Source organism: Rhizobacter sp. Root1238 (assembly GCF_001425825.1).
GTDB lineage: Bacteria > Pseudomonadota > Gammaproteobacteria > Burkholderiales > Burkholderiaceae_C > Rhizobacter.
Genome location: NZ_LMDM01000009.1, coordinates 290,970 through 317,204, shown reverse-complemented (window position 1 = coordinate 317,204; position 26,235 = coordinate 290,970). Strand labels below are relative to the sequence as shown.

Here is a 26,235-nt window from a genome sequence, read left to right as displayed (position 1 = left end):
GCCTGCCGGGTCGTCCAGCGGAGCAGGCCCATGTCCGACCAGAAAATGTCTGACGACAAAGACAGCGCGTTGTTGAATTCCGATGCCCTGCCGGCGTGGCAGAAGGCGGCCGCGAAATCCGCGCCGGGCGGGAATGTCGACGCGCTCGACTGGGTGACGCCCGAGGGCATCCGCGTAAAGCCGCTCTACACCGCGGCGGACACCCGCGAACTGCCCTACACCGACACGCTGCCCGGCTTCGCGCCGTTCGTGCGCGGCCCGCAGGCGACGATGTACGCGGTGCGGCCGTGGACCATCCGCCAGTACGCCGGCTTCTCGACCGCCGAGGCGTCGAACGCGTTCTACCGCAAGGCGCTCGATGCCGGCGCGCAGGGCGTCAGCGTCGCATTCGACCTGGCCACCCACCGCGGCTACGACAGCGACCACCCGCGCGTGACCGGCGACGTCGGCAAGGCGGGCGTCGCGATCGACAGCGTCGAGGACATGAAGATCCTGTTCGACGGCATCCCGCTCGACAAGGTGTCGGTGTCGATGACGATGAACGGCGCGGTGCTGCCGGTGCTGGCCGGCTACGTGGTGGCGGCCGAGGAGCAGGGCGTGCCGCAGGCGCAGTTGAGCGGGACCATCCAGAACGACATCCTCAAGGAGTTCATGGTCCGCAACACCTACATCTTCCCGCCCGAGCCGAGCATGCGGGTGATCGGCGACATCATCGCGTACACCGCGAAGCAGATGCCGAAATTCAACTCGATCAGCATCAGCGGCTACCACATGCAGGAGGCCGGCGCGAACCAGGCGCTGGAGCTGGCCTTCACGCTGGCCGACGGCAAGGAGTACGTGAAGACGGCGCTGGCCAAGGGGCTGGACGTGGACGAGTTCGCCGGCCGGTTGAGCTTCTTCTGGGCGATCGGGATGAACTTCTACCTCGAGGTGGCCAAGATGCGTGCGGCGCGGCTGCTGTGGTGGCGGATCATGAGCGGCTTCGGCGCGAAGAACCCGAAGAGCCTGATGCTGCGCACGCACTGCCAGACCTCGGGCTGGAGCCTGACCGAGCAGGACCCGTACAACAACGTGGTGCGCACGACGGTCGAGGCGATGGCGGCGGTGTTCGGCGGCACGCAGAGCCTGCACACCAATGCGCTCGACGAAGCGATCGCGCTGCCGACCGACTTCAGCGCCCGCATCGCGCGCAACACGCAGCTGATCATCCAGGAAGAGACCCACATCACCAGCGTGGTCGACCCGTGGGCCGGCAGCTACATGATGGAGAAGCTGACGCAGGACATGGCCGATGCCGCGTGGACGCTGATCGAGGAGGTCGACGCGATGGGCGGCATGGTGAAGGCCGTCGACAGCGGCTGGGCCAAGCTGAAGATCGAGGCGAGCGCGGCCGAGAAGCAGGCGCGCATCGATTCGGGCAAGGACGTGATCGTCGGCGTCAACAAGTACAAGCTGAAGCAGGAAGACCCGATCGAGATCCTCGACATCGACAACCATGCGGTGCGCGAGAACCAGCTGAAGCGGCTGGCGCAGGTGCGTGCGTCGCGCGATGCGGCGGCGGTCGAGCGGGCGTTGGCGGCACTCACCGAGTGCGCGCAGACGGGGCAGGGCAACCTGCTGGCCTTGTCGATCGACGCGGTGCGCGCGCGCGCCACGGTGGGCGAGGTCAGCGATGCGCTGGAGAAGGTGTGGGGGCGCCATCGCGCCGATACGCAAAAGGTGACCGGTGTGTATGCAGCCGCTTACGACAGTGCCGAGGGCTGGGCGAAGCTCCAGCAGGAGATCGCCGAGTTCGCGCAGGCGCAGGGCCGGCGCCCGCGCGTGATGATCGCCAAGCTCGGGCAGGACGGGCACGACCGTGGCGCGAAGGTGGTGGCGACCGCGTTCGCCGACCTGGGCTTCGACGTCGACATGGGGCCGCTGTTCCAGACCGCCGAAGAATGCGCGCGGCAGGCGATCGAGAACGACGTGCACGCGGTCGGCGTCAGCACGCTGGCGGCCGGCCACAAGACGCTGGTGCCGGCGATCATCGAATCGCTGAAGGCGCAGGGCGCCGACGACATCATCGTGTTCGTCGGCGGCGTGATCCCGCGGCAGGACTACGACTTCCTGTATGCGGCCGGCGTGAAGGGCATCTACGGTCCGGGCACGCCGATCCCGGCGAGCGCGAAGGACGTGCTGGAGCAGATCCGCAAGGCGGTCGCGGGCTGAGCGTGCGCAACCCGATGAACGCGCCAGACGAGATGCTGCTCGCGGGCCTGGCCGGCACCGACCGGGTGGCGCGGCGGCGCTCGCTCGCCAAATCCATCACCCTGCTCGAATCCACCCGCCCCGACCACCGCCTTCGCGCCGACGCACTGCTGAACGCACTGCTGCCCCACACCGGCCGATCGCTGCGCCTGGGCATCTCCGGCGTCCCCGGCGTCGGCAAGTCGACCTTCATCGAGGCCTTCGGCCTGCACCTGATCGCGCAGGGCCATCGCGTCGCGGTGCTGACGGTCGACCCGTCGTCCACCGTCTCCGGCGGCTCCATCCTCGGCGACAAGACGCGCATGGAGCAGCTCTCTGTCAACGAGGCCGCCTACATCCGCCCGAGCCCGTCGTCCGGTACGCTCGGCGGCGTGGCCGAGAAGACCCGCGAGGCGATGCTGGTGTGCGAAGCCGCCGGCCACGACGTGGTGCTGGTCGAGACCGTCGGCGTCGGCCAGAGCGAGACCGCGGTCGCCAGCATGACCGACATGTTCGTGCTGCTGCAGCTGCCCAATGCCGGCGACGACCTGCAGGCCATCAAGAAAGGCGTGATGGAGCTCGCCGACCTGGTCGTCATCAACAAGGCCGACCTCGACCCGGTGGCCGCGACCCGCGCCGAAGCGCAGATCACCAGCGCGCTGCGCGTCTTCAGCTTCCACGGCCGCCCCGACCAGGTGCCGCCGGCACGCGTGATGCAGATCAGCGCGCTGAAGGCGCAGGGCATCGACGAGTTCTGGCAGCGCGTCCGGCAGTTCGCTGACGAACGCCGCACGAGCGGCGAGTTCGAGCGCCGCCGCGAGCGCCAGGCGCAGGCCTGGATGTGGGACCTGATCCACGCCCGGCTGCACGCCGAGTTCAAGCACCATCCGCGCGTGCGCGCGGCGCTCGCCGATGTCACGCGTGACGTCGCGACCGCGCGCATCGCCCCCTCATCGGCCGCGCACACGCTGCTGCGCCTCTTTGCATCCGACGAACAACCCGGAGTGAGCTGACATGCACGACATCCTTGAACAACTCGAAGCCAAGCGCGCGCTCGCGCGGCTGGGCGGCGGCGAGAAACGCATCGCCGCGCAGCACGGCAAGGGCAAGCTGACGGCCCGCGAGCGCATCGAACTGCTGCTCGACGAAGGCACCTTCGAAGAATGGGACATGTTCGTCGAGCACCGCTGCCACGACTTCGGCATGGCCGACAACAAGGTTCCCGGCGACGGCGTCGTCACCGGCTACGGGATGATCAACGGCCGCCTGGTGTTCGTGTTCAGCCAGGACTTCACGGTGTTCGGCGGCGCGCTCAGCGAAGCTCACGCCGAGAAGATCTGCAAGGTGATGGACCAGGCGATGAAGGTCGGCGCGCCGGTGATCGGGCTCAACGATTCGGGCGGCGCGCGCATCCAGGAAGGCGTGGCCTCGCTCGGCGGCTATGCCGAGGTGTTCCAGCGCAACGTGATGGCCTCGGGCGTGGTGCCGCAGATCAGCATGATCATGGGGCCTTGTGCAGGAGGAGCCGTCTATTCCCCGGCGATGACCGACTTCATCTTCATGGTGAAGGACAGCTCGTACATGTTCGTCACCGGCCCGGAGGTCGTGAAGACCGTGACGCACGAAGAGGTGACGGCCGAGGAACTGGGTGGCGCCGCCACGCACACCAGCCGCAGCGGCGTCGCCGACCTGGCGTTCGAGAATGACGTGGATGCGCTCGCGATGCTGCGCCGGCTCTACAACTACCTGCCGCTGAACAACCGCGAGAAGGCGCCGGTGCGGCCGAGCAACGACCCGGCCGAGCGCATAGACCTCTCGCTCGACACGCTGGTGCCCGACAACCCGAACAAGCCCTACGACATGAAGGAGCTGATCGTGAAGATCGCCGACGACGGCGACTTCTTCGAGCTGCAGCCCGAGTACGCGAAGAACATCGTCATCGGCTTCTGCCGCATGGAAGGCCAGACGGTCGGCATCGTCGCGAACCAGCCGCTGGTGCTGGCCGGCTGCCTCGACATCAAGAGCAGCATCAAGGCAGCGCGCTTCGTTCGCTTCTGCGATGCGTTCAACATTCCGGTCGTCACGCTCGTCGACGTGCCCGGGTTCATGCCGGGCACGAGCCAGGAGTACGGCGGCATCATCAAGCACGGCGCCAAGCTGCTGTATGCGTATGCCGAGTGCACGGTGCCCAAGATCACCGTGATCACGCGCAAGGCCTATGGCGGTGCCTACGACGTGATGAGTTCCAAGCACCTGCGCGGCGACGTCAACTTCGCCTGGCCGAACGCCGAGATCGCGGTGATGGGCGCGAAGGGCGCGGTCGAGATCATCTTCCGCGACGAGAAGAGCGACCCGGCGAAGCTGGCCGCGCGCGAGGCCGAGTACAAGGCCAAGTTCGCGAACCCGTTCGTCGCCGGCGCGCGCGGCTTCATCGACGACGTGATCCAGCCGCACGAGACGCGCCGGCGCATCTGCCGCTCGCTGGTGATGCTGCGCAACAAGAAGATCGAGAACCCGTGGCGCAAGCACGGCAACATTCCTCTGTGAAGGGCGCGCCGATGTTTACCAAGATCCTGATCGCCAACCGCGGCGAAATCGCCTGTCGCGTGATCCACACCGCGAAGAAGATGGGCATCCAGACGGTGGCGGTGTACTCCGATGCCGACCGCGATGCGCGCCACGTCGAACTCGCCGACGAGGCGGTGCACATCGGCCCGGCCGCGTCGCGCGAGTCCTACCTGGTGATGGACAAGATCATCGCGGCCTGCAAGCAGACCGGCGCGCAGGCGGTGCACCCGGGCTACGGCTTCCTCAGCGAGAACGAGGAGTTCGCGCGCCGCGTCGAAGAGGAGGGCATCGTCTTCATCGGCCCGAAGCATGCGTCGATCGCCGCGATGGGCGACAAGATCGCGTCGAAGAAGCTGGCGGCTGCCGCGAAGGTCAACACCATCCCCGGGCACAACGCCGCCATCGACACCGCCCAGCATGCGGTCGAGATCGCGAAGGGCATCGGCTACCCGGTGATGATCAAGGCGAGCGCCGGCGGCGGCGGCAAGGGCCTGCGCGTCGCGTTCAACGACAAGGAAGCCTTCGAGGGCTTCACCGCGTGCCAGAACGAGGCCCGCAACAGCTTCGGCGACGACCGGGTGTTCATCGAGAAGTTCGTCGAGGAGCCGCGCCACATCGAAATCCAGGTGCTGGGCGATGCGCACGGCAACACCGTCTACCTGTGGGAGCGCGAGTGCTCGATCCAGCGCCGCCACCAGAAGGTGATCGAGGAGGCGCCGAGCCCCTTCCTCGACGAGAAGACGCGCCAGGCGATGGGCGCGCAGGCGGTGGCGCTCGCGAAGGCGGTGAACTACCAGTCGGCCGGCACGGTGGAGTTCGTGGTCGGCAAGGACAAGTCCTTCTACTTCCTCGAGATGAACACCCGGCTGCAGGTGGAGCACCCGGTGACCGAGGGCATCACCGGGCTCGACCTGGTGGAACTGATGATCCGCGTGGCCGCCGGCGAGAAGCTGCCGTTCACGCAGGGCGAGATCCGGCGCGACGGCTGGGCGATGGAATGCCGCATCAACGCCGAGGACCCGTTCCGCAACTTCCTGCCGTCGACCGGCCGGCTCGTGCGCTACCAGCCGCCTGCGCAGCAGGGCGGCGTGCGCGTGGACACCGGCGTGTATGAAGGCGGCGAGATCCCGATGTTCTACGACTCGATGATCGCGAAGCTGATCGTGCACGGCCGCGACCGCGCCGACGCGATCGCGAAGATGCGCGACGCGCTGAACGGCTTCGCGATCCGCGGCATCAATTCGAACATCCCGTTCCAGGCGGCGCTGCTGGCGCACCCGAAGTTCGTCGCCGGCGACTTCAACACCGGCTTCATCGCCGAGCATTTCCCGAAGGGCTTCTCGGCCGAACTGGTGACGCCGGCCGACCCGCTGTTCCTGCGCGCGCTGGCCGCGGTGGCGAACCGCCAGCACCTGGAGCGCGCGGCCGGCATCAGCGGGCAGATGCCGGGGCACGAGTTCCAGGTCGGCGAGGACTTCGTCGTCGTCGTGCCGCTGGGCGAGGGGCGCAGCGAGCACACCGCGCTGACGGTGCGGCCGCAGGGCGGGGCCTGGGCGGTGCGCATCGGCGATGCGCAGTACCTGATCGAGTTCGATTCGAATCTGCGCGACCTGGTGATCCGCGGGCAGTGCAACGGCCGGCCGTTCGTCGCGCAGATCGAGCGTCTGGGCTTGCCGTACCGGGTGTCGCACGACGGCGCGCAGATCGAGGCGCGCGTGCTGTCGCCGCGCGCGGCCGAGCTGCATGGGCTGATGCCGTTCAAGGCGCCGCCCGACCTGTCGAAGTTCCTGCTGTCGCCGATGCCCGGGTTGCTGGTCGACGTGGCGGTGGCGCCGGGGCAGCAGGTGCGCGCCGGCGAGCGGCTCGCGACGATCGAGGCGATGAAGATGGAGAACATCCTGGTGGCGTCGCAGGATGCGGTGGTTGCCGAGGTGTCGGCCACCAAGGGCGAGAGCCTGGCGGTGGATCAGGTCATCATCCGGTTCCAGTGATGCGGCCGACCCCCCGATCCGTTCGCACTGAGCCTGTCGAAGTGCAGCGCATGGAAAGGACAGCCCGATGACATCCCGCCCCTTCAAGGTCCTCGGCATCCAGCAGGTCGCCATCGGCGGCCCCAGCAAAGACCGCTTGCGCACGCTGTGGGTCGACAAGCTCGGCCTCGAGGTCACCGGCAACTTCGTCAGCGAACGCGAGAACGTCGATGAAGACATCTGCGCGATGGGGCGCGGTGCGTTCAAGGTCGAGGTCGACCTGATGCAGCCGCTCGACCCCGACCGGAAGCCGGCCGTCCACACCACGCCGCTGAACCACATCGGCCTGTGGATCGATGACCTGCCGCGTGCCGTCGAATGGCTCACCGCGAACGGCGTGCGCTTCGCGCCGGGCGGCATCCGAAAGGGTGCGGCCGGCCACGACATCTGCTTCGTGCACCCGAAGAGCAACGACGAGTTCCCGGTCGCGGGCGAGGGCGTGCTGATCGAGCTGGTGCAGGCACCGCCGGAGATCGTCGCGGCGCTGCGCTGACCCCCGGCACCCGGGGCTGGCGGACCGCTGCGCGGCTGGCCTACACTGGGCCCGCACGCGAGATCCTGCTGTGTCGCGTCAGGAAGGCCTGCCATGGATTCCATTGCCACTTCTGCAGTTGTAGGGGCGAGTCCGACGAGGCGCTGGCTGTTGACCTGCATGATCGGGCTCGCGCTGCAGGCATCGCGCGCCGCCGCGGCGCCCGCCGAGACGGTGCTGCGGCTGGCACGCCTCGAGAACATCCCGGACCAATACGTCGGCGGCGAGATTCTCAGGTCCGTCTACCAGCGCCTGGACATCGCGATCGAGTTCGTGGACCTGCCGGCCAGGAGAGCCCTCGTCGAGTCGAGCCAGGGGCGCGTGGACGGGGAGGTTCACAGGATCCTCGCGGTGCAGAGCGAATTTGCGTCGCTGCTGCCGGTGCGGGTTTCGGTCAACTACATCGAGCCATCCGCCTTCGTGAAGCAGCGCGACCTCCGCATCGACGGCTGGAGCTCGATCGCGCCGTATTCGATCGGCATCGTTCGCGGGGTCGGCTCCTCCGAGCGGGGAACGAACGGGATGAGCAGGGTCGAAGCGGTCGCGACGATGGATCAACTGATGCAGATGCTCGCCAGCGGACGCATCGATGTGGCGGTCTGCGATCTGTTCAGCGGTGTGCTGCTGAACAAGAAGCTGCACCTCGACGCGGTGGTTCACCCGCTGTCGCCGGCGCTGGAGCACATTCCGCTGTACCACTTCCTGCATGAGCGGCATCGCGACCTCGTGCCGCGGGTGGAGAAGGTCCTTCAGCAGATGGAGGCCGGCGGCGAGCTGGAGCGCCTGCGCCGCGAGATCACGCTTCGCATGATTCGCGAGGCCGAAAGATGAGCGTGGTACCCACGCCGGGCTGGGCCGGCGTGCGCCGAGCCTTGTTCAACGGCAACGGCCTGGCCAAGCGCCTGCTGATTGCGGTGGTCCTGTTCAGCTCGCTGGTGACGACCTTCATCACGGCCGTCGATCTGTATGTGGACTACCGGCGCGACTTGCGCGAGATCGACAGCGCGTTTCGCTTCATCGAATCCAGCTATGCACCATCGCTGGCCCACAGCGTCTGGCAGTTCGACGCGGAAGCGGTGCAAAGCCAGCTGGAGGGCTTGCTGAGGCTGCCCGACATCGAATCGGCCCGCATCGACGTCGAGGGCCGCACGCGGTGGTCGGCGAGCAGCGCGGAATCGAAGCGGCGCCTGCAGGCCTCGGTGCCCCTGACGCACGAGCAAGGTGGTGCTGTCGTCGTCATCGGGACGCTGCATGTCGCCGCCAGCGTCGATGGCGTGCTGGCGCGCGTCGGCAGCCGGCTCGTGAGCGCGCTGGTCGGCAATGCCGTCAAGACCGCGCTGGTGGCGGTGTTCCTGCTGCTCGTCTTCCAGTCCATGGTGACCCAACACCTGGCCAAGGTGGCGCGGCATGTTCGCGACATCGATCCCCTGCATGCCGCGGCCGACGATGCGCCGCTGGCGCTCGACCGGCCTGTCGGCGGCCGCTGGCGCCCGGACGTGCTCGACACCGTCGTCGCCGCCATCAATGCCTTGTCGAACTCGGTGCGGCGGGCGAACCTCGAGGTCCAGGCATCGCAGGCGCAGCTGGCCGACAGCGAGATGCGCTTGCGCCTGGGCATGGAGGCCGCGGCTGCAGGCCTGTGGGAATGCGATCTGGTCCTGCAGCGGGTCGGCGCGAACGAAGAGTGCGCGCGCATCGTCGGCGTCGAGCCGTCGCAGCTGCAGCCGGAGCTCGCGTTCTGGCGCGAGCGCATCCATCCCGATGACCTCGCGGCCGTGGCGGCTGAACTGCGCAGCGATCCGGACCCGCGCACGCAGGCGCTGCGGGTCGAGCTGCGGCTCAGGCACGAGCAGTTGGGTTGGCGCTGGGTCGTCCTGCGTGGCCGCATTGTCGAGCGCGACGCGCAGGGGGCACCGCTGCGCGCGTTGGGAACGGCGATGGACGTCGACGATCGCAAGCGTGCCGAGGCCGCCGTGCGTGCGAGCGAGGCCCGATTGCGTGCGTTGACGGCCCACACGGCGGTGCTGATCTACGAGGTCGACGCGAACGGCCGCACGATCTTCGCCAACCGTGGCGACGATCCACCACGCCGACGCGTTGTCGGGAGCCTGGCGCAGGACTGGTATCCGCCGGCGCAAAGGGCACGCTTCAACGGCCATCTGCATGCCGCTTTCACGAGCGGCTCGCGCCAGAGCTTCGAAAGCATGCTGCCCAACGAAGCCGGCGTGCCGCGTCACTACGTCATCACGATCGCGCCGATCACCGCGGCAGACGGCGTGCGCAGCGTGACCATCACGGCGCTGGATGTCTCGGAGCTGAAGCAGGCCCAGGAGGCGTTGGTCGAGGCCAATCGCCGATTGGAGTCCCGGGTGCTGGAGCGCACCCGGGCGCTGGAAGCGGCACGCGACGAAGCCGAGCGCGCCAATCGCGGGAAGTCGGAGTTTCTCTCCCGCATGAGCCATGAACTGCGCACGCCGATGAACGCCATCCTGGGCTTCGCGCAGCTTCTCGAGATGACCGAGCGTTCGGACAAGCACGCCCATTGGCTGTCCGAGATCCGCCATGCGGGCGATCATCTGCTCGAACTGATCGACGAACTGCTCGACCTGGCGCGCATCGAGGTCGGCAAGCTGAACGTCCGCCTGGCGCCGGTGGACCTGGACGCCGTCATCCAGGAGGCGGCGTCGATGTGCCGCGTGGGCGCTGCCGCGCAGCAGGTGGCATTGACCGTCGATGCGGGCGGTGACGCGCTGGCGGTCGTCGCCGATCGCACCCGCTTGCGGCAGATCCTGGTGAACTTCCTGTCCAACGCGATCAAGTACAACCGTGCCGGGGGCCGTGTCGTCGTTCATCGGGATCGCAGCGCCGACGGCCGATGCGTGCGGGTCACCGTCAGCGACACCGGGCCGGGGATCGCGAGTGACAGGCTGGCACTGCTCTTCACGCCGTTCGAGCGTCTCGGCCAGGAGGACTCCGATGTGCAGGGCTCGGGCATCGGGCTGGCCTTGTCCAGGCGGCTGGCCGGGTTGATGCACTGCGAAGTCGGCGCGGAATCGGTCGAAGGCGAGGGCTCGACCTTCTGGATCGAGCTGCCGCTCGCGGCCACGGACATCGAAGCCGCAGCGAGCGCACCTCCTGCCGTGCAGCGCACGGCGCACCGGACGCTGCGTGTCCTGTACATCGAGGACAACCCGATCAACCTGGCACTGATGCAAGCCGCCTTCGAGGACCGCTCGGACCTGGCGCTGCTGACGGCCCAGGACGGGGCCAGCGGGGTGGCGATGGCGGGCGCCGAGCGGCCCGACGTGATCCTGCTCGACATCCTGCTGCCGCGCATGAGCGGCTTCGAGGTGCTGCAGGAACTCCGGCGCGATCCGCGGCTGCGGGACACGCCGGTCGTCGCCGTGACCGCGTCGGCCATGGCGCACGATGTCGATCGAGGCAAGGCCGCCGGCTTCTCAGCCTATGTCACGAAGCCGTTCCGGTTCGCCGAACTGCTGGCGCTGGTCGTGACGCTGGGTACGGGCCGCTGAACGCCAGCGGCGAGGATGGACGTGAAAGCCCGGGCCGGGTGACACGTCGGTACACACACCGTCAGAACTTCTTCAGGCCGCGGTCATGACAATCGGCGCGCCGGCCGGTTGAATCGCGGGTTTGGCTGCGGCCCTGACCTCGTGATGACGATGAACACCGATGACCTGCTGGGCGCGGCGGAAGCGCTGGTTTCGCTCAGCGCCCGTTTCACGGAGCTGCCGGTGGCCGACGACGATGCAGCGGCCGCGTCGCTGCAGTGCATGCTCGCAGGCCTGATCATGACCAAGCTCGCGAAGCACTTGATGGCCGGGGTCGAGCCGTCGGCAGCGCTGCGCCTGGCGGCGCTCGGCACGGCCGGGGCGCATCCGCAACGCACCGCCGTCGTCGGGATGCTGGCCCGCCTGATGCGCGATGGCCAGCGATCCGAGCTGTGAAGGTGCCGCGCCGCGCGTGACCCGCGCGGCGGCGGCTCAGACCGCCATCGGCGCCGTCAACGGCGCATGGTGCTCGTACCCCACCAGCGCGAAGTCCGACGGTTCCACCTTCTCGAGCCACTCCGGCTCATAGCGCCCCGTCTTCGCGAAATCCGGAATGCGGTCCGACAACTGCAGCTTGGGCGATGCATACGGCGTGCGCGTCAACTGCTCGCGCAGCATGTCGACGTGCGTCTCGTAGATGTGCGCATCGCCGATGAAGTAGGTGAACCAGCGCGGCGTGTAGCCGGTCAGCCGCCCCACCAGGTGCAACAGCGCCGCCCCCTCGGTCAGGTTGAACGGCGTGCCCAGGCCGACGTCGTTGCTGCGGATGTACAGGCACAGCGAGATCTCGCGCTTCTCCTGGCTCACCAGAAACTGGTACAGCAGGTGGCAGGGCGGCAGCGCCATCTCGTCGAGCTGCGCCCAGTTCCAGCCATGGAACAGGATGCGCCGGCTGCCGGGGTCCTTGTGGATCGTGTCGAGGCACTGGCGCAGCTGGTCGACCGCCTTGTACAGCAGCACGCGCTCGGCCTCGCCGTCGTCGAACACCGCGGTGAACTGGTAGCCGCGCGCGATCGCGTCGTCGATCTGCGCCGTCTGCGTCGCGTCGATCACCTTGTAGGCCGGCCAGTTGCGCCACTGCACGCCGTACACCGGGCCGAGGTCGTCGGCGCCCAGGCGGTAGGGATTCGCCAGCCACGCCGCGTTGTCGTTGGCGTTCTGGTCCCACACCTTGCAGCCCAGCGCGCGGAACTCCGCCGCATTGCGGCTGCCGCGCAGGAAGCCCACCAGTTCGCCGACCGCCGATTTGAACGCCAGCTTCTTCGTCGTCACCGCCGGGAAGCCCTGCTGCAGGTCGAAGCGCAGCGTCGCGCCGGGGATGCTCAGCGTGCGCACGCCGGTGCGGTTGTCCTGCCAGCTGCCGTGGTCGAAGATGCTCTGGACGAGGTCGAGGTACTGTTTCATGGGGGACTGCCTGCAGAAGGCGGGGATTATCGGCGCAACGAAAAACGGGCACCCGAGGGCGCCCGTTTTGCCATGCAGGGAGCGATCAGGACTGTCCCGGCTCGCGCAGGTAGAGTTCCACGCGGCGGTTCTTCGCGCGGCCAGCCTCGGAGCCGTTGTCGGCCACCGGCTCGCGCTCGCCGTGGCCGGCGGTCTCGATGCGGCTGGCAGCCACGCCGCGCGTGCTCAGGTAGTCGCGCACGCTGTGGGCGCGCTCCAGCGACAGCGGGTTGTTGATCGCGTCGGAGCCGGTGTTGTCGGTGTGGCCGACGATGCTCAGGCGCACGTTCGGGTCGTTCTTCAGGCTTTCGGCGAACGGGTCGAGCACGGCACGCAGCTCGGGCTTGATGGTCGCGCTCCCGGTCGAGAACGACACGTCGTTCGGCACGTTCAGCTTCAACTGGTTGTCGGCGGTGCGGGTCACCTCGACGCCGGTGCCCTTGGTCGCCTGCTCCATCTGGGCACGGCGTTCTTCCTGGCGCTTCGACCAGATGTTGCCGGCCACCGCGCCGAGCGCGCCGCCGATCACCGCACCGGTGCCGGCCTTGCCGCCGGTCACCTTGCCGAGCACGGCACCGGCAGCGGCGCCTGCCCCGGCGCCGATGGCCGTGCCCTTCTGGGTCTCGCTCATGTTCTGGCAACCGGCCAGCAGCACGGCCGTGGCGCTGAGCACCAGCGCAGCCGATCGGAAGTTGAGGATGTTCATGGTCTTCTCCTGAAAAAAATCTCGCGCGCGAGCGGATCGCGAGTATCGGTCGCGCATGTTGCAGGTGTCTGTCGGCCGTCGGTAACAGTTGATGTCGGCGTGCGCTGACAAGCGTGGGTCAGAGATCGAACTGCAGCGCCGCCAGCCGTGCATAGAGCCCGCCGGCGGCCGCCAGTTCCGCATGCGTGCCGGTTTCGACGATGCGACCGTGCTCCATCACGACGATGCGGTCGGCGCGCTGCACCGTCGCCAGCCGGTGCGCGATGACGAGCGTCGTGCGGTCCTTCATCGCCGATTCGAGCGCGGCCTGCACCATTCGCTCGCTTTCGGCATCGAGCGCGCTGGTGGCCTCGTCGAGCAGCAGCAGCGGCGGGTTCTTCAGCATCGCCCGCGCGATGCTGATGCGCTGCCGCTGGCCGCCCGACAGCCGCACGCCGCGCTCGCCGAGGAAGGTCTGGTAGCCCTCGGGCAGTGCGCTGATGAAGTCGTGCGCGAAGGCAGCGCGCGCGGCGGCGATCACCTCGTCGTCGCTCGCATCGGGGCGGCCGTAGCGGATGTTCTCGAGCGCATTGGCCGAGAAGATCACGCTGTCCTGCGGCACGATGCCGATGCGCTGGCGCAGCGCCTGCAGCGCGGTGTCGCGCACGCTGACGCCGTCGACCGCGACCCGGCCCTCGGCCACGTCGTAGAAGCGCAGCAGCAGCTGGAACACCGTGCTCTTGCCCGCACCGCTCGGCCCGACCAGCGCGACCGTCTCGCCCGGGCGCACCTGCAGCGTGAAATCGGCCAGCGCCGCATGCATCGGCCGCGACGGGTAGCGGAAGCTGACGCCGTCGAGTGCCACCGCCGAGCCGCCGCGCGTCGCCGGCAGCGCGAGCGGCTGCGCCGGCGAGCCGATCGGCGAGCGCGTGGCCAGCAACTCCATCAGCCGCTCGGTGGCGCCGGCAGCGCGCAGCAGGTCGCCGTACACCTCGGCCAGCACCGCGACCGAGCTGACGAGGATGATCACGTAGACCACCGTCTGCCCCAGGTGGCCGGCACTGATCTGCCCGGCGATCACCGCCTGCGTGCCCTGGTACAGGCCCCACAGCAGCGCGCCGAAGGTGGCGGTGATGATGAAGGCGACCAGCCCCGAGCGCACGCGCGTGCGGCGCACCGCGGTCGCGAAGGCGTTCTCGGTCGAATCGCTGAAGCGCCGCGCCTCGCGGGCCTCCTGCGTGTAGCTCTGCACCACCGGCACCGCGTTCAGCACCTCGGCGGCGATCGCGCTCGAATCGGCGACGCGGTCCTGGCTGGCGCGCGACAGCTTGCGCACGCGCCGCCCGAAGTACAGCGACGGCAGCACCACGATCACCAGGATGCCGAGCACCTGCGTCATCACCAGCGGGTTCGTGATGATCAGCATCAGCATCGCGCCCAGGCCCATCACCGTGTTGCGCAAGCCCATGCTGAGGCTGGAGCCGACGACGGTCTGCACCAGCGTCGTGTCGGTGGTGAGGCGCGACAGCACCTCGCCGGTCTGCGTGGTCTCGAAGAACTCCGGGCTCTGCTCGATCACGTGGGCGTAGACGGCGCTGCGCAGGTCGGCGGTGACCCGCTCGCCGAGCCAGGTCACCATGTAGAAGCGCGCCGCCGAGAACACGCCGAGCGCTGCGCCGACGCCGAACAGCGCGAAGAAGTGGCCGCGCAGCGCCAGCAGCCGCTGGCCGGGGTCGGCGGTCACCAGCCCCTGGTCGATCAGCGATTTCAGCGCGGCCGGGAACACCAGCGTCGCCACCGCGGCCATCACCAGGAAGACGACCGCCAGCCCAATGCGTCCCCAGTACGGCCGCAGGAAAGGCATCAACCCGCTGAGGGATCGGACGTCGCGACCGGGCGCGGGGGGAGGGGAGGTGGACATCGGAGGGCGCCTGTCGGACAAGGTGTGGCAAAAACCGCCACGCACTGTAGCCGAACACGGCCGGGGCAAAGGCGGCCTTGACAAAGACTGCCTAAGCAAATAAAGTCCAGGCATCGAGACAGCCAACGGACCCCATCCGACCGCCATGACCCGCAGCACCGCCCCCGCCGATTTCTACACCCCCGACGCGTACTGCGCCGAGGAGAGCGTGGGCTACCTGATGAAGCGGATCATGCTGTCGATCAGCAGCCAGGTCGACCAGAAGCTGGGCGCGCATGGCCTGACCAGCGCGCAATGGGGCCCGCTGTTCAAGGTCTTCCATTCGGGCCACGGCAAGGCGACGGTCGCCGAGCTGGCGCGCTGGCTGCAGTCCGATGCCGGCGCCACCACGCGCCTGCTGGACCGGCTGGAGCGCAAGGGCCTGTGCAAGCGGGTACGCAGCACCGAAGACCGCCGGGTCGTCGAGATCGAGCTGACGCCGGAAGGCGAAGCCTCGATCGCCGAGGTGCCTGCCGTTCTGGCGGAGGTGCTGAACGCGCATCTGGCCGGTTTCTCGAAGACCGAATGGCAGGCGCTGAAGATCTACCTGCAGCGCATGCTGGCCAACGGAGAGGCGTTGCGCGACGAGACCTGAGGTCGGCCGCGCGACACCCATCAATTACACAAAAAAGTCGAACGAGGTGGACCATGTCGTCCCAATGCTTGCCTGAGCAAATACAGCCGAAACAATCATCTGACAGAAAGTCTGGTCTCATGTCCGCGATTCCTTCCCTGCAGACCCTGCGCAACCACCGCGAGCTGCCGGCGCTGACCGCGCTGGTGGTGGCGCTGGCCTCCACGCTGGTGCTGACGCTGGCCGGTTGCGCCAGCACCAACGGCATTGCGCCGAGTGCGAAGCTGGTCGAGCCGGCCGCGGTCGGCCTGGCCGATACCGCTGGCGCCTCCGGATCGAGCGATGCCGCGGTCAATGCCAGCTGGTGGCAATCGTTCGGCGACAGCTCGCTGAACGGCCTCGTCGACAAGGCGCTGACCGGCAGCCCGAACCTGCGGGTGGCGCAGGCGCGCATCACCCGGGCCCAGGCGGCGATCGACAACGTGGCCGCGGCCGACGGCCTGCAGGTCAACGGCCAGTTCGACGCGACCCGCCAGCGCTTCACCGAGACCGGCCTGGTGCCGCCCCCGATCGGCGGCACGATGCAGACCACGGCCACGCTGCAGGCCACGGCATCGTGGGAGTTCGATTTCTTCGGCCGCAACCGCGCCGCACTGGCCGCCGCGGTCGGCAGCCAGCGGGCGCAAGAGGCCGAACTGCAGGCCGCGCGCGTGCTGCTGGCCGCCAACGTCTCGCGCAACTACGTGCAGCTGGCGCGCCTGCTCGAGCAGCGCGACGTGGCCACCCGTTCGCTGCAGCAGCGCGACGACATCCTGTCGCTGATCCGCCAGCGCGTGCAGGCCGGGCTCGACACCACGGTCGAGCTGCGCCAGGGCGAGGGCGCGCTGCCCGAGACCCGCCAGCAGGTCGAGGCGCTCAATGAGCAGATCGCGCTGACCCGCCATGCGCTGGCGGCGCTGACGGCGCAGGCGCCGAACGCGCTCGACACGCTGAGCCCGCGCCTGCAGCCGGTGCAGGCGGTGCCGCTGCCGGCCAACGTGCCGGCCGACCTGCTGGGCCGACGTGCCGACATCAGCGCCGCGCGCTGGCGTGTCGAAGCCGCGACCAGCGACGTCAAGTCGGCGCGCGCGCAGTTCTACCCGAACGTCAGCCTGACGGGCTTCGCCGGCTTCTCCAGCATCGGCCTCGACAACCTGCTGAAGTCCGACAGCCAGCAGTACGGCATCGGCCCGGCGATCCGCCTGCCGATCTTCGACGGCGGCCGGCTGCGCGCCAACCTGCGCGGCAAGTCGGCCGACCTCGATGCCGCGATCGAAAGCTACAACGCCGCCGTGCTCGATGCGGTGCGCGACGTGGCCGACCAGATCAGCTCGCTGCAGTCGATCGAGCGCCAGCAGAAGGAGCAGGCCAGCGCGCAGGTGTCGGCCGAAGCGGCCTACGACATCGCGACGCAGCGCTACAAGGCCGGCCTCGGCACCTACCTGGTGGTGCTGAACGCCGAGTCGACGGTGCTGACGCAGCGCCGCCTGGGCACCGACCTGAAGGCGCGCGCGCTGGACACGCAGGTGTCGCTGATCCGCTCGCTGGGTGGCGGGTATGTCGCCACCAGCGCAGCCACCGCGGCCGCACCGGTGCGCACCACGCAAGCCGCGCTCTGATCCCGACACGCTTCCATACGAACACAGCAAGACACCCGGAGAACCTTTCATGACCTCCCCGCAAGACAACACCGCTCCCGCCACCCCCGCCGGCAACCCGACCCGCAAGAAGGCGCTGACCGCCGTCGCCGCCGCCGTCGCGGTGGTCGGCGTGGCCTACGGCGCCTACTACGCGCTGGTGCTGAACCACTACGAGTCGACCGACAACGCCTACGTGCAGGGCAACGTCGTGCAGCTGACGCCGCAGGTCGGCGGCACCGTGCTCGCGATCAACGCCGACGACACCGACTTCGTGAAGGCCGGCCAGCCGCTGGTGAAGCTCGACCAGGCCGATGCGCAGGTCGCGCTCGACCAGGCCGAAGCCCAGCTCGCGCAGACGGTGCGCGAGGTGCGCACGCTGTTCGCGAACAACTCGACGCTGAAGGCGCAGATCGCGTTGCGCGAGGCCGACCTGGCCCGTGCGCAGGCCGACCTGGTCCGCGCGCAGGACGACGTGAACCGCCGTGCCCCGCTGGTTGCCAGCGGTGCCGTCGGCAAGGAAGAGTTCAACCACGCGAATGCGCAGCTCGCCGCGTCGAAGAGCGCGGTCGCCGCTGCGCAATCGGCCTCGCTGGCCGCGCGCGAACAGCTGACGTCGAACCAGGCGCTGACCGACAACACCTCGGTCGAAGAGCACCCGAACGTGCAGCGCGCCGCGGCCCGCGTGCGCGAGGCGTACCTGGCGCTGCGCCGCGCCGACCTGCTGGCCCCCGTCGACGGCTACGTGGCCAAGCGCAGCGTGCAGGTCGGCCAGCGCGTGCAGGCCGGTGCGCCGCTGATGTCGGTGATCGCGCTGAACCAGCTGTGGGTCGACGCCAACTTCAAGGAAAGCCAGCTGAAGAACCTGCGCATCGGCCAGCCGGTCACGCTGCAGGCCGACGTGTACGGCAAGAAGGTCGAGTACCGCGGCAAGATCGAAGGCCTGGGCGCCGGCACCGGCTCGGCGTTCTCGCTGCTGCCGGCGCAGAACGCCACGGGCAACTGGATCAAGGTGGTGCAGCGCGTGCCGGTGCGGGTCGCGCTCGACCCGAAGGAACTCGCCGAGCACCCGCTGCGCGTGGGCCTGTCGATGGACGCGAAGGTCGACGTCAGCAACACCGACGGCAAGATGCTGGCTGATGCGCAACGCAGCTCGGCCGTCGCGCAGACGACGGTGTTCGACCAGGTCAACCAGGCGGCCGACGGCGAAGTGCGCAAGATCATCGCCAGCAACCTCGGCCACGCGCTGAAGGCCGACACCAAGGTGGCGCGCCGCGGCGACGCGGCTGCGCCGGCCGCAGCCGCGGCCAGCGGCGAGACGGTCGCCTCGTCGGCCGTCGCCGCCGCGGTCAAGCTGACGCCGGTCAAGCAATAAGCCTCGTACGCCAGCAGCAGACAGACCCGCGGAGCCCTTCCCATGTCATCCACCACCGTCGATGCGGTGTCCGGCGCCGACGCGCCGGCGCCTGCGCCCGCCCCGGTCGCGCCGCCGCGTCCGGTGGCCCATCCGCCGCTGACCGGCAGCCAGCTGATCCTCGGCACGATCGCGTTGTCGCTGGCCACGTTCATGAACGTGCTCGACAGCTCGATCGCCAACGTGTCCATCCCGGCCATCGCCGGCGACATGGGCGTCAGCCCGAACCAGGGCACCTGGGTCATCACGTCGTTCGGCGTCGCCAACGCGATCTCGGTGCCGCTGACCGGCTGGTTCACCCGCCGCTTCGGTCCGGTGCGGCTGTTCATGGCCAGCATCCTGCTGTTCGTGTTCTCGTCATGGCTGTGCGGTCTCGCGCCGAACATCGAGACGCTGATCGCGTTCCGCGTGCTGCAGGGCCTGGTGGCCGGCCCGATGATCCCGCTGTCGCAGACGCTGCTGCTCGCGAGCTACCCGGCTGCGAAGGCCGGCACCGCGATGGCAATGTGGGCGATGACGGTGCTGGTCGCGCCGGTGGTCGGCCCGCTGCTCGGCGGCTGGATCACCGACAACATCTCGTGGCCGTGGATCTTCTACATCAACATCCCGGTCGGCATCCTCGCGGCGATGTTCACCTGGTCGATCTACCGCACCCGTGACGCGATTCCGCAGAAGGTGCCGCTCGACTACGTGGGCCTGGGCCTGCTGGTGCTGTGGGTCGGCGCGCTGCAGGTGATGGTCGACAAGGGCAAGGAACTCGACTGGTTCCAGTCCGGGCAGATCATCACGCTGGGCGTCGTCGCGGTCGTCGGCTTCCTGTTCTTCCTCGCGTGGGAGCTGACCGAGAAGAACCCGATCGTCGACCTGCGGCTGTTCGCCCGCCGCAACTTCTGGCTGGCCACGGTGGCCCTGTCGGTGGGCTACGGGGTGTTCTTCGGCAACGTGGTGCTGATGCCGCTGTGGCTGCAGCAGTACATGGGCTACACCGCCACCTGGGCCGGCATTGCGCTGGCGCCGGTGGGCATCCTCGCGATCCTGCTGTCGCCCTGGGTCGGCAAGAACATCGGCAAGATCGATCCGCGGCGCCTGGGCACGGTGGCCTTCCTCGGCTTCGCGCTGGTGCTGTGGATGCGCTCGCACTTCAACACGCAGGCCGACTTCAACACCATCCTGGTGCCGACGATCCTGCAGGGCGCGGCGATGGCGTTCTTCTTCATCCCGCTGCAGGCGATCATCTTCTCGGGCCTGCAGCCGCAGCAGATGGCGGCCGCGGCCGGGCTGAGCAACTTCGTGCGGATCACTGCCGGTGCGGTCGGCACGTCGATCTTCACGACGGCCTGGGAGAACCGCGCGGTGCTGCACCATGCGCAGATCGCCGAGAGCGTGAATGGCAACAGCAGCACCGCGGTGCAGACGCTGTCGAACCTCGGCGCGGCCGGCTACAGCCCCGACCAGGCGCTGGCCACCGTGAACCGCCTGGTCGACCAGCAGGCCTACACGATGGCGGCGACCGACCTGTTCTACCTGTCGTCAGCGCTGTTCCTGCTGCTGATCGGGCTGGTGTGGCTGACGCGGCCGAAGAAGGGCGGGGCTGGCGGCGGGGGCGGGGCTCACTGAGGCAGATCGTTCGACTGCAGGAGGTCGCCACCGGCCGGGTTGCCGATCGACGGGTTGTAGCGTTTCAGGAAGTTCTCTGCCGGGGGCGTGGCGGGCACGATGCTGAATTTGAGGCCCAGGTGCCCGATGGCCGATTTCTGCGGGGCGAACACCTGGGGGGCGCTGAGCTCTCTGCGGATGGGCAGTGTGCCGATGCATGGCGATACAGGACGCATGAGGATTCCGGGTCAGGGTAGGCGTTGATTCGAATGCCCGGGCAGGGCCGCATGCTGAGTAACGCCTGCGCGTCATCGGTTCACTCGCCGGCGGCAGACAGGTGAACCTGGTCCTGTCCGGCCGTTCGCTTCGATGCAGGGAACCGAACGCATGCCGGCGTTACTGACGCAGGCCTTCACAGCGCGAGTGGTACGTGAGCGCCTTGCAGACCCTCCTGGACGAATTCTCCCGCCGCATCGGAAGCTCGCCTTTCGACGTGGTGGCCGACCAGGCACGCTTCGTCTGCAACGAGCGCTTCACCGTGGACCTGTTCCTCGATACGCGGCACGAGTGCCTGCGCATCGGCACGCAGGTCGGCCATTCGCTGGTCGCGGCGCCCGGGCACGAGGGCTACTGGAACTGCCTGTCGCGCGCGCAGCAGCAGGATCCCCGCTTCGAGGTCAGCTGGAACGCCTACACCGGCGAGATGCTGAGCATGTCGGCGATGCCGATGACGGGGCTGGACATCGAGGTCTTCATGGTCTGGGTCGAGCGCTTCCTCGAACGATCGACCGATGTCGCCGATGCCTGGCTGGCCGTCGACAACCCGCGCTCCGGCGGGCTGCCGCTGGCCGACTGCCGCAGCTTCGCCTGATCGATCCGACCGCCGCGATGTCGGCCTGTCGCTGCTCCCGATGTGGGAATGCGGGCGCGAGCTCCTCCACTTCCGCGCGTCCGACGCTACGATGCCGCGTCCACCAGACCGGGAGATCCGATGAACCTGCCCCAGCACGCCACGCGTCTTGCTCCGTTGGCCGCTGCGCTGGCCGCTTTGCTGGCGCTCACCGCCTGCGCCAATGTGCCGAACCCGTTCGGTGGCGCAGCCGCCGCGGCGCCCGCCGGCGCTGAAGCCCCGGCCGCCGCGCCGGCCGTGGCGGCCACGCTGCCCGAGGTGCCGACCGCCGCGCCCGCCGCACGCACCGCGGTGCTGAACAGCACCTATGCGATCGATGGCGCGATCATGCCGGTGATGCGCGGCCAGCAACTGACCGAGACCCGCGCCGACATGCGCCGCAACGACGGCGTGCTGAGCTTCGACAACCGCCTGCTGCGCAGCTTCGCCGGCGACACGCGCTCGTCCGACATCACCCGGCTCGACCGCAAGCTGGTGTGGACGCAGAACATCGCGAAGAAGACCTACACCGAATGCCCGCTGACCGGCTGCCCCCGCGCGGCGCAGCCGCAGCAGCCCGACAAGCCGAAGCCCGAGCAGCCGGCCAGGCCGTCCGAGCCGTCGTGCCCGCTGGTGCTGAAGAAGAACGACCTGAAGGTGCTGGCCACCGGCGAGCGCAAGGCGATCAGCGCCTTCAACAGCGAGCGCTTCCAGATCAACTGGGTGATGGAGCTGGAGGACCCGCAGGGCCGGCGCAACAGCAACCGGGTGCAGCTCGACCTGTGGACCACGCCCGAGGTGGGCGCGGTGAAGGAGGTGCAGGCGATCACGCAGGCCTTCCAGGCGCGCCATGCGGCGGCGGTGTCGGCCGGTGGCGAGCACCCGTTGGGCAAGTACCTGCCGAAGGAGGTGATGGGCTCGATGGGCGCGCTGCTGCGCAACCTCGGCGGCAGCAATGCGAAGACGATGGCCGCCTGGGGCAACGAGCTGAAGAAGGTGCGCGGCTACCCGATGGCGATGACGCTGTCGTGGACGGCCGACGGCAACGCTTGCGGCGACGACGCGTCGGCCGCGCGCGGCAACACCTCGGCGCCGAGCGTCGGCAGCCTGCTCGGCGGGCTGATGGGCGACAGCAAGCCGGCGGGCGGTGCGGCGGCGGGCGGTGCGCTGCTGAGCTACAGCTACGAGGTGAAGACGCTCGACGTGAAGGCGGTCAGCGACGGCTGGTTCATGCCGGACGCCGGCTTCCAGCGGACACCGTGACCGGCTCGCAGTGACGGGAGACCTGTTCGATCCGATCGACGACGGCCCGCCGTCGCAGGAGCCGATCGCCGACGGCGCGGTGCTGCTGCGCCGGCTCGCGTTGCCGCGGGCGTCCGAACTGCTGGCCGACCTGCAGCCGGTGCTGGCTGCCGCGCCGTGGCGGCACCTGGTGACGCCGGGTGGCAAGCGCATGTCGGTCGCGATGACCAACAGCGGGCCGCTCGGCTGGGTGTCCGACCGGCGCGGCTACCGCTACCAGGCGAGCGATCCGCTGAGCGGCGCGCCGTGGCCGGCGATGCCGCGCAGCTTTCGCGAGCTGGCGGTGCATGCGGCCGCGTGCGCCGGCTACGACGGCTTCGAGCCGGACGCCAACCTGATCAACCTGTACGCGCCGGGCACGCGCTTGTCGCTGCACCAGGACCGCGATGAAGCGGACTACGGCGCGCCGATCGTCTCGGTGTCGCTCGGCCTGCCGGCGGTCTTCCTGTTCGGCGGCACGCAGCGGCAGCACCCGGTGAGGCGGCTGCGGCTCGCGCATGGCGACGTGGTCGTGTGGGGCGGCGCCACGCGGCTGGCCTTCCATGGGGTGATGCCGCTGGCCGATGGCGAGCATCCGCTGACCGGGCGCTCGCGGATCAACCTGACGTTCAGGCGCGCGGGGCGCTGAACGGGTATGGTGCAGACGGTGCGCAATCAAGGCACCTTCGAAGGTCAACCCGAGTGGTTGGAATACTGCGCCATGTCTTTCAAAATCGACTGAGCTTTGTTGAATGAGCTCGTTTCATCGGGATTGAAGCCCATCAGTCTGACGGAATGATTGGTGGTGATGTAGGCTGGACCCATGCTTGATGGAACATGGAATTTATTGTCGATGGCCAGCCCTCCAAGCAATTTGCGGCGACTGTCTACATTCATTCCTGAATTGGCCTTGATGACCAGTTGATAGCATCCATTCCTCTCGCTCGGGAGAATTGAAATTGACTTCTCAGCGAGAGCGGTCTCGTAGCCGGGTCCCAGATTGGACGCAACTCGGTGGCTCATCGTGGTTGCAACGTTGCAGCTTGTCATGATCGACTTCAGCAACAGTTGGGCCGCGTCGAAGGTGCCCTGATTGTTGGGATCGAATCCCAGCAAGCAGGCAGACACATTGGCATGCAGAGACACGATTTTGTCGGTGTCGTTGCTTGTCTTTTCGACCGATTCCGCCACTTCCGTCAGCGAAAATTTCAGTTCCTTGTAATGCGCTTCTTCATCCGCGGGTGTCTTGCCGATGGCCTGGAACGCAATATGACAATTGCCATTGTGTGGAAGGAAAATAACCTGGATCTTTTTTTCTTTTACGAGGTTTTTCAGGAGATCTGAGTAAGTCGAACTGATCCGACTGCAAACGCTGGACAGCACCGCCTTGGCCCAGTTCTCGGGGTCGACCACCACCGGCCCAATCTGGGCGGCCAGCGAAACACCGGGCGAGATCATCTTTTCGACAATCAGGGTGTCATCGAACAGGGTATCGATTTGCGCGATTTGCGTTGACGCTCCTTCCTTTACTTTTTTCACTTCCTCGTTCACTGTTGGTTGAGCAGTCGGTCCAACATGGCGGTCATTCAGGGGGAAGAACCTGGCAGGCGCTATTGACGTTTTGGGATTGCACATTGGATTTCGCAATGAAGCGCCACATAGAGGGGGTGACCTGCATGAGTCACCAGCGCGCCGACCAGGTTCCAAGTAAGAAACGACGGGTTCAAGTCGTCGCGACCGCAATCACCGTGGCGTCCTGGTCTGCCAGCGATTGCACATGCACGCTGCAATGCACCGCTTGATGCGCCACCGTCACGCGGCGCAGTTCCGGTCCGAGACCCGCATCCACCGCATCCGGCGGGATCGACAGCCCGCTGCCGATCGCCTTCAGGCAGGCCTCCTTGCGCGTCCAGCCGCGCATGAAGGCCAGGTCGCGCAACTCGGGCGGCGTGGCCAGCAACTCGCGCTGCTCGGCCGCGGTGAAGTTGCGTTCGGCCAGCGCGATCGCATCGCGCATCGGCCGCAGCACCTCCACGTCGACGCCGATCTCGGTGCCCGCCGGCGCATCCGGTGCGACGGCGATCACCGCGACGTCGTCGCTGTGGCTCATGTTGAACACGCACGCGGCCGGCGCCTGCAGGAAGGGCTTGCCGAACGGCCCGGCGCCGAACACCAGCGCCGCGGCCGGCAGCCCGGTCTGTTGCGCCAGGATCGCCCGCAGCGCGACATGCGACGCCAGGTGCCGGCGCCGCAGCCCGTCGAACGCGAAGCGCGCGCCGCGCGCGATCTCGTCGGCCGACAGCGTCGCGAGCGCCTGGTCACCGGGCATCTCGTCCAGCCGCAGCCACCACAGCCGCAGCCCGGCTGGCGCCGGCAGCTCGGTGTACGGCAGCGGGCTCAGAACGCCTCGTCCGGCCGCAGGTAGCGCCACTGCCCGGTCGGCAGGTCGCCCAGCATCACGCGGCCGATGCGCACGCGCTTCAGCCCCAGCACCTCCAGCCCGACCGCCTCGCACATGCGGCGGATCTGGCGCTTCTTGCCTTCACGCAGCACGAAGCGCAGCTGGTCGTCGTTGACCCATTCGACCTGGGCCTCGCGCAGCGGCTCGCCGTCGAGCTCGAGGCCATGCCTCAGCAGCGCGAGCTCGCTGTCGGGCAGCGGCTTGCCGTCCGCGCGCTGCACGCGCACCAGGTACTCCTTCTCGATCTCGCTGTTCTCGCCGATCAGCTGCTTGGCAACGCGGCCGTCCTGCGTCAGCACCAGCAGGCCGACCGAGTCGATGTCGAGCCGCCCGGCCGGTGCGAGGCCGCGCAGGTGGGTGTGCAGGAAGCGGGTGCCGGAGTGGTCGTCGTGCCACTGGTTCTCGGGCTTCACCAGCACGTAGGCGGGCTCGTAGCCGTCTTCGGCCTGGCCGCTGACGTAGCCGACCGGCTTGTTGATCAGCACCGTGACGCGCTGCGCCTGCTGGTGGCGGGCCTGGGCATCGACGGTGATGCGCTGGCCGGGCATCACGCGCGAGCCGAGTTCCTTGACGACCTCGCCATCGACACGCACCCAGCCCTTCGGGATCCATTCGTCGGCCTCGCGGCGCGATGCGATGCCGAGCTCGCTCATGCGCTTGGACAGGCGCAGGCTGCCGGGCTGCTCGGCGTGGTAGACCGGCTCGTCGTCGTCGCGCTCGAAGCGCTCGCCGCGGCGTTGCGGGGCCGGGCGATTGTTGCCGAAGGCGGTGTTGCGCGAGGGAGCGTCGCGGTGGCCCGCGTCGCGCGGACCGGCGTTGCGGGGGTTCGGGTTGCGCGACGACGTGTCGCGCGATCCGAACGGTCCGGCGGGCTGCGCCGGGCGGCCGAACGCGGTGTTGGGACCGCCCCGCTGCGCGCCGGGTTCAGCGCGGCGCGCCGGCGGCAGCGGGTCGCGGCGCGGGCGCTGCATCGGGGCTTCGTCGCGTCGCATCGCGACCGGACCGGTGGGCCGCGGCTTGTTGTCGCCGGCCGGGCGACCGGGCGGCTTGCCGCGCGACGTCGGCGGCGGCTCGCCGCGGCGCGTGAACTCGGCCGGCGGCTGGTCGCCGAAGCGCTGTCGCAGCTGTTCCTGGTAGCGCGCCTCGCGCTCGGCGCGATCGGCCTGGGCCTGCGCCAGCGTCGGCCGCTTCTGCACACCGGCCCCGGCACCGCGCAGCGGCGCACGCGCCGGCTTGTCGGGGGCGGATTTGCCCGCGGCTTTCTTCAGTTTCAGCGTGGCCATGGTGGTTCCAGATCGGGAATCCCCGATTGGAACATGCGGGGC

General features: G+C 68.6%; 22 protein-coding genes. 15 read left to right on the top strand and 7 right to left on the bottom strand.

Translation table 11 applies throughout. The features are described 5' to 3' along the window. The first annotated feature begins 45 nt into the window (after positions 1 to 45). The 8 genes from scpA to ASC98_RS09805 all read left to right on the top strand — a co-directional run bounded on the left by scpA (position 46) and on the right by ASC98_RS09805 (position 11,327). The gene (gene scpA, locus ASC98_RS09840; RefSeq protein ID WP_056816787.1) at positions 46 to 2,211 is read left to right on the top strand and encodes a methylmalonyl-CoA mutase; all 2,166 of its coding nucleotides are present in this window, start codon (positions 46 to 48) and stop codon (positions 2,209 to 2,211) included. Positions 2,212 to 2,225: 14 nt separating this feature from the next. Continuing rightward, complete coding sequence (meaB, locus tag ASC98_RS09835; RefSeq protein ID WP_056816785.1) at positions 2,226 to 3,242, top strand: methylmalonyl Co-A mutase-associated GTPase MeaB; 1,017 nt, start codon at positions 2,226 to 2,228, stop codon at positions 3,240 to 3,242. Position 3,243: 1 nt separating this feature from the next. Continuing rightward, positions 3,244 to 4,776, top strand: coding sequence for an acyl-CoA carboxylase subunit beta (locus ASC98_RS09830; RefSeq protein ID WP_056816687.1), 1,533 nt, complete (start codon positions 3,244 to 3,246; stop codon positions 4,774 to 4,776). A gap of 11 nt (positions 4,777 to 4,787) precedes the next feature. Next, complete coding sequence (accC, locus tag ASC98_RS09825) at positions 4,788 to 6,788, top strand: acetyl-CoA carboxylase biotin carboxylase subunit (protein ID WP_056816782.1); 2,001 nt, start codon at positions 4,788 to 4,790, stop codon at positions 6,786 to 6,788. A gap of 67 nt (positions 6,789 to 6,855) precedes the next feature. Further along, positions 6,856 to 7,320 (top strand): VOC family protein, encoded by a 465-nt coding sequence (locus tag ASC98_RS09820; RefSeq protein WP_056816684.1) that lies wholly within the window; start codon positions 6,856 to 6,858, stop codon positions 7,318 to 7,320. A gap of 93 nt (positions 7,321 to 7,413) precedes the next feature. Beyond that, complete coding sequence (locus ASC98_RS09815; protein WP_082541550.1) at positions 7,414 to 8,190, top strand: ABC transporter substrate-binding protein; 777 nt, start codon at positions 7,414 to 7,416, stop codon at positions 8,188 to 8,190. Positions 8,191 to 8,231: 41 nt separating this feature from the next. After that, complete coding sequence (locus tag ASC98_RS09810; protein ID WP_162249203.1) at positions 8,232 to 10,892, top strand: ATP-binding protein; 2,661 nt, start codon at positions 8,232 to 8,234, stop codon at positions 10,890 to 10,892. 144 nt (positions 10,893 to 11,036) lie between these two features. Beyond that, positions 11,037 to 11,327 (top strand): hypothetical protein, encoded by a 291-nt coding sequence (locus ASC98_RS09805; protein WP_056816675.1) that lies wholly within the window; start codon positions 11,037 to 11,039, stop codon positions 11,325 to 11,327. 36 nt (positions 11,328 to 11,363) lie between these two features. On the opposite strand, the gene ASC98_RS09800 is transcribed toward ASC98_RS09805, so the two are convergent. From ASC98_RS09800 to ASC98_RS09790, 3 genes are all read right to left on the bottom strand, one after another. Continuing rightward, a complete protein-coding gene (locus ASC98_RS09800; protein ID WP_056816673.1) occupies positions 11,364 to 12,335 on the bottom strand; it encodes a thymidylate synthase in 972 nt (323 codons plus the stop codon). A gap of 85 nt (positions 12,336 to 12,420) precedes the next feature. Further along, positions 12,421 to 13,080, bottom strand: a complete 660-nt coding sequence (locus tag ASC98_RS09795) for an OmpA family protein (protein ID WP_056816670.1) — start codon at positions 13,078 to 13,080, stop codon at positions 12,421 to 12,423. A 118-nt stretch (positions 13,081 to 13,198) separates the two neighbouring features. Then, the gene (locus ASC98_RS09790; protein WP_056816668.1) at positions 13,199 to 14,980 is read right to left on the bottom strand and encodes an ABC transporter transmembrane domain-containing protein; all 1,782 of its coding nucleotides are present in this window, start codon (positions 14,978 to 14,980) and stop codon (positions 13,199 to 13,201) included. Between the two features lie 145 nt (positions 14,981 to 15,125). Between ASC98_RS09790 and ASC98_RS09785 the strand changes: the two genes are divergently transcribed. The 4 genes from ASC98_RS09785 (at position 15,126) to ASC98_RS09770 (ending at position 20,300) form a co-directional block, all read left to right on the top strand. Then, positions 15,126 to 15,614, top strand: coding sequence for a MarR family winged helix-turn-helix transcriptional regulator (locus tag ASC98_RS09785; RefSeq protein ID WP_056816665.1), 489 nt, complete (start codon positions 15,126 to 15,128; stop codon positions 15,612 to 15,614). Between the two features lie 119 nt (positions 15,615 to 15,733). Next, positions 15,734 to 17,251 carry an efflux transporter outer membrane subunit gene (locus ASC98_RS09780; protein WP_082541551.1) on the top strand — a complete coding sequence of 506 codons (1,518 nt, stop codon included), beginning with the start codon at positions 15,734 to 15,736 and terminating at the stop codon, positions 17,249 to 17,251. A 49-nt stretch (positions 17,252 to 17,300) separates the two neighbouring features. Continuing rightward, complete coding sequence (locus ASC98_RS09775) at positions 17,301 to 18,644, top strand: HlyD family efflux transporter periplasmic adaptor subunit (RefSeq protein WP_056816662.1); 1,344 nt, start codon at positions 17,301 to 17,303, stop codon at positions 18,642 to 18,644. A gap of 42 nt (positions 18,645 to 18,686) precedes the next feature. Then, entirely contained in the window at positions 18,687 to 20,300 is a 1,614-nt protein-coding gene (locus ASC98_RS09770; RefSeq protein WP_056816659.1) for a DHA2 family efflux MFS transporter permease subunit, read from the top strand. On the opposite strand, the gene ASC98_RS30265 is transcribed toward ASC98_RS09770, so the two are convergent. Next, positions 20,294 to 20,515: a hypothetical protein gene (locus ASC98_RS30265; RefSeq protein ID WP_157597637.1), complete on the bottom strand. Its 222-nt coding sequence runs from the start codon at positions 20,513 to 20,515 to the stop codon at positions 20,294 to 20,296. The genes ASC98_RS09770 and ASC98_RS30265 overlap by 7 nt on opposite strands. Before the next feature lie 203 nt (positions 20,516 to 20,718). Between ASC98_RS30265 and ASC98_RS09765 the strand changes: the two genes are divergently transcribed. The 3 genes from ASC98_RS09765 to alkB all read left to right on the top strand — a co-directional run bounded on the left by ASC98_RS09765 (position 20,719) and on the right by alkB (position 23,098). After that, complete coding sequence (locus ASC98_RS09765) at positions 20,719 to 21,150, top strand: hypothetical protein (RefSeq protein WP_057479989.1); 432 nt, start codon at positions 20,719 to 20,721, stop codon at positions 21,148 to 21,150. Between the two features lie 120 nt (positions 21,151 to 21,270). Next, positions 21,271 to 22,431 (top strand): hypothetical protein, encoded by a 1,161-nt coding sequence (locus ASC98_RS09760; RefSeq protein WP_157597638.1) that lies wholly within the window; start codon positions 21,271 to 21,273, stop codon positions 22,429 to 22,431. 10 nt (positions 22,432 to 22,441) lie between these two features. Continuing rightward, positions 22,442 to 23,098, top strand: coding sequence for a DNA oxidative demethylase AlkB (gene alkB / locus ASC98_RS09755; RefSeq protein WP_056816652.1), 657 nt, complete (start codon positions 22,442 to 22,444; stop codon positions 23,096 to 23,098). A gap of 44 nt (positions 23,099 to 23,142) precedes the next feature. Here the strand turns inward: alkB and ASC98_RS30260 are convergent, their stop codons facing one another. The 3 genes from ASC98_RS30260 to ASC98_RS30255 all read right to left on the bottom strand — a co-directional run bounded on the left by ASC98_RS30260 (position 23,143) and on the right by ASC98_RS30255 (position 26,193). Further along, positions 23,143 to 24,000, bottom strand: coding sequence for a hypothetical protein (locus ASC98_RS30260; RefSeq protein WP_157597639.1), 858 nt, complete (start codon positions 23,998 to 24,000; stop codon positions 23,143 to 23,145). Positions 24,001 to 24,172: 172 nt separating this feature from the next. Continuing rightward, on the bottom strand, positions 24,173 to 24,880 hold the full coding sequence (locus ASC98_RS09745) for a 4'-phosphopantetheinyl transferase superfamily protein (RefSeq protein WP_056816647.1): 708 nt from the start codon (positions 24,878 to 24,880) through the stop codon (positions 24,173 to 24,175). Then, a complete protein-coding gene (locus ASC98_RS30255; protein ID WP_157597640.1) occupies positions 24,847 to 26,193 on the bottom strand; it encodes a pseudouridine synthase in 1,347 nt (448 codons plus the stop codon). Before ASC98_RS30255 ends, ASC98_RS09745 begins: the two co-directional genes overlap by 34 nt. Positions 26,194 to 26,235: the final 42 nt, after the last annotated feature.

What these genes read in the sequence shown, in the direction of transcription:
- scpA (WP_056816787.1), top strand. Translation starts at nt 46, where the DNA reads ATGTCTGACGACAAAGACAGCGCGTTGTTGAATTCCGATGCCCTGCCG.
- meaB (WP_056816785.1), top strand. Translation starts at nt 2,226, where the DNA reads ATGAACGCGCCAGACGAGATGCTGCTCGCGGGCCTGGCCGGCACCGAC.
- ASC98_RS09830 (WP_056816687.1), top strand. Translation starts at nt 3,244, where the DNA reads ATGCACGACATCCTTGAACAACTCGAAGCCAAGCGCGCGCTCGCGCGG.
- accC (WP_056816782.1), top strand. Translation starts at nt 4,788, where the DNA reads ATGTTTACCAAGATCCTGATCGCCAACCGCGGCGAAATCGCCTGTCGC.
- ASC98_RS09820 (WP_056816684.1), top strand. Translation starts at nt 6,856, where the DNA reads ATGACATCCCGCCCCTTCAAGGTCCTCGGCATCCAGCAGGTCGCCATC.
- ASC98_RS09815 (WP_082541550.1), top strand. Translation starts at nt 7,414, where the DNA reads ATGGATTCCATTGCCACTTCTGCAGTTGTAGGGGCGAGTCCGACGAGG.
- ASC98_RS09805 (WP_056816675.1), top strand. Translation starts at nt 11,037, where the DNA reads ATGACGATGAACACCGATGACCTGCTGGGCGCGGCGGAAGCGCTGGTT.
- ASC98_RS09800 (WP_056816673.1), bottom strand. Translation starts at nt 12,335, where the DNA reads ATGAAACAGTACCTCGACCTCGTCCAGAGCATCTTCGACCACGGCAGC.
- ASC98_RS09795 (WP_056816670.1), bottom strand. Translation starts at nt 13,080, where the DNA reads ATGAACATCCTCAACTTCCGATCGGCTGCGCTGGTGCTCAGCGCCACG.
- ASC98_RS09790 (WP_056816668.1), bottom strand. Translation starts at nt 14,980, where the DNA reads ATGTCCACCTCCCCTCCCCCCGCGCCCGGTCGCGACGTCCGATCCCTC.
- ASC98_RS09785 (WP_056816665.1), top strand. Translation starts at nt 15,126, where the DNA reads ATGACCCGCAGCACCGCCCCCGCCGATTTCTACACCCCCGACGCGTAC.
- ASC98_RS09780 (WP_082541551.1), top strand. Translation starts at nt 15,734, where the DNA reads ATGTCCGCGATTCCTTCCCTGCAGACCCTGCGCAACCACCGCGAGCTG.
- ASC98_RS09775 (WP_056816662.1), top strand. Translation starts at nt 17,301, where the DNA reads ATGACCTCCCCGCAAGACAACACCGCTCCCGCCACCCCCGCCGGCAAC.
- ASC98_RS09770 (WP_056816659.1), top strand. Translation starts at nt 18,687, where the DNA reads ATGTCATCCACCACCGTCGATGCGGTGTCCGGCGCCGACGCGCCGGCG.
- ASC98_RS30265 (WP_157597637.1), bottom strand. Translation starts at nt 20,515, where the DNA reads ATGCGTCCTGTATCGCCATGCATCGGCACACTGCCCATCCGCAGAGAG.
- ASC98_RS09760 (WP_157597638.1), top strand. Translation starts at nt 21,271, where the DNA reads ATGAACCTGCCCCAGCACGCCACGCGTCTTGCTCCGTTGGCCGCTGCG.
- ASC98_RS30255 (WP_157597640.1), bottom strand. Translation starts at nt 26,193, where the DNA reads ATGGCCACGCTGAAACTGAAGAAAGCCGCGGGCAAATCCGCCCCCGAC.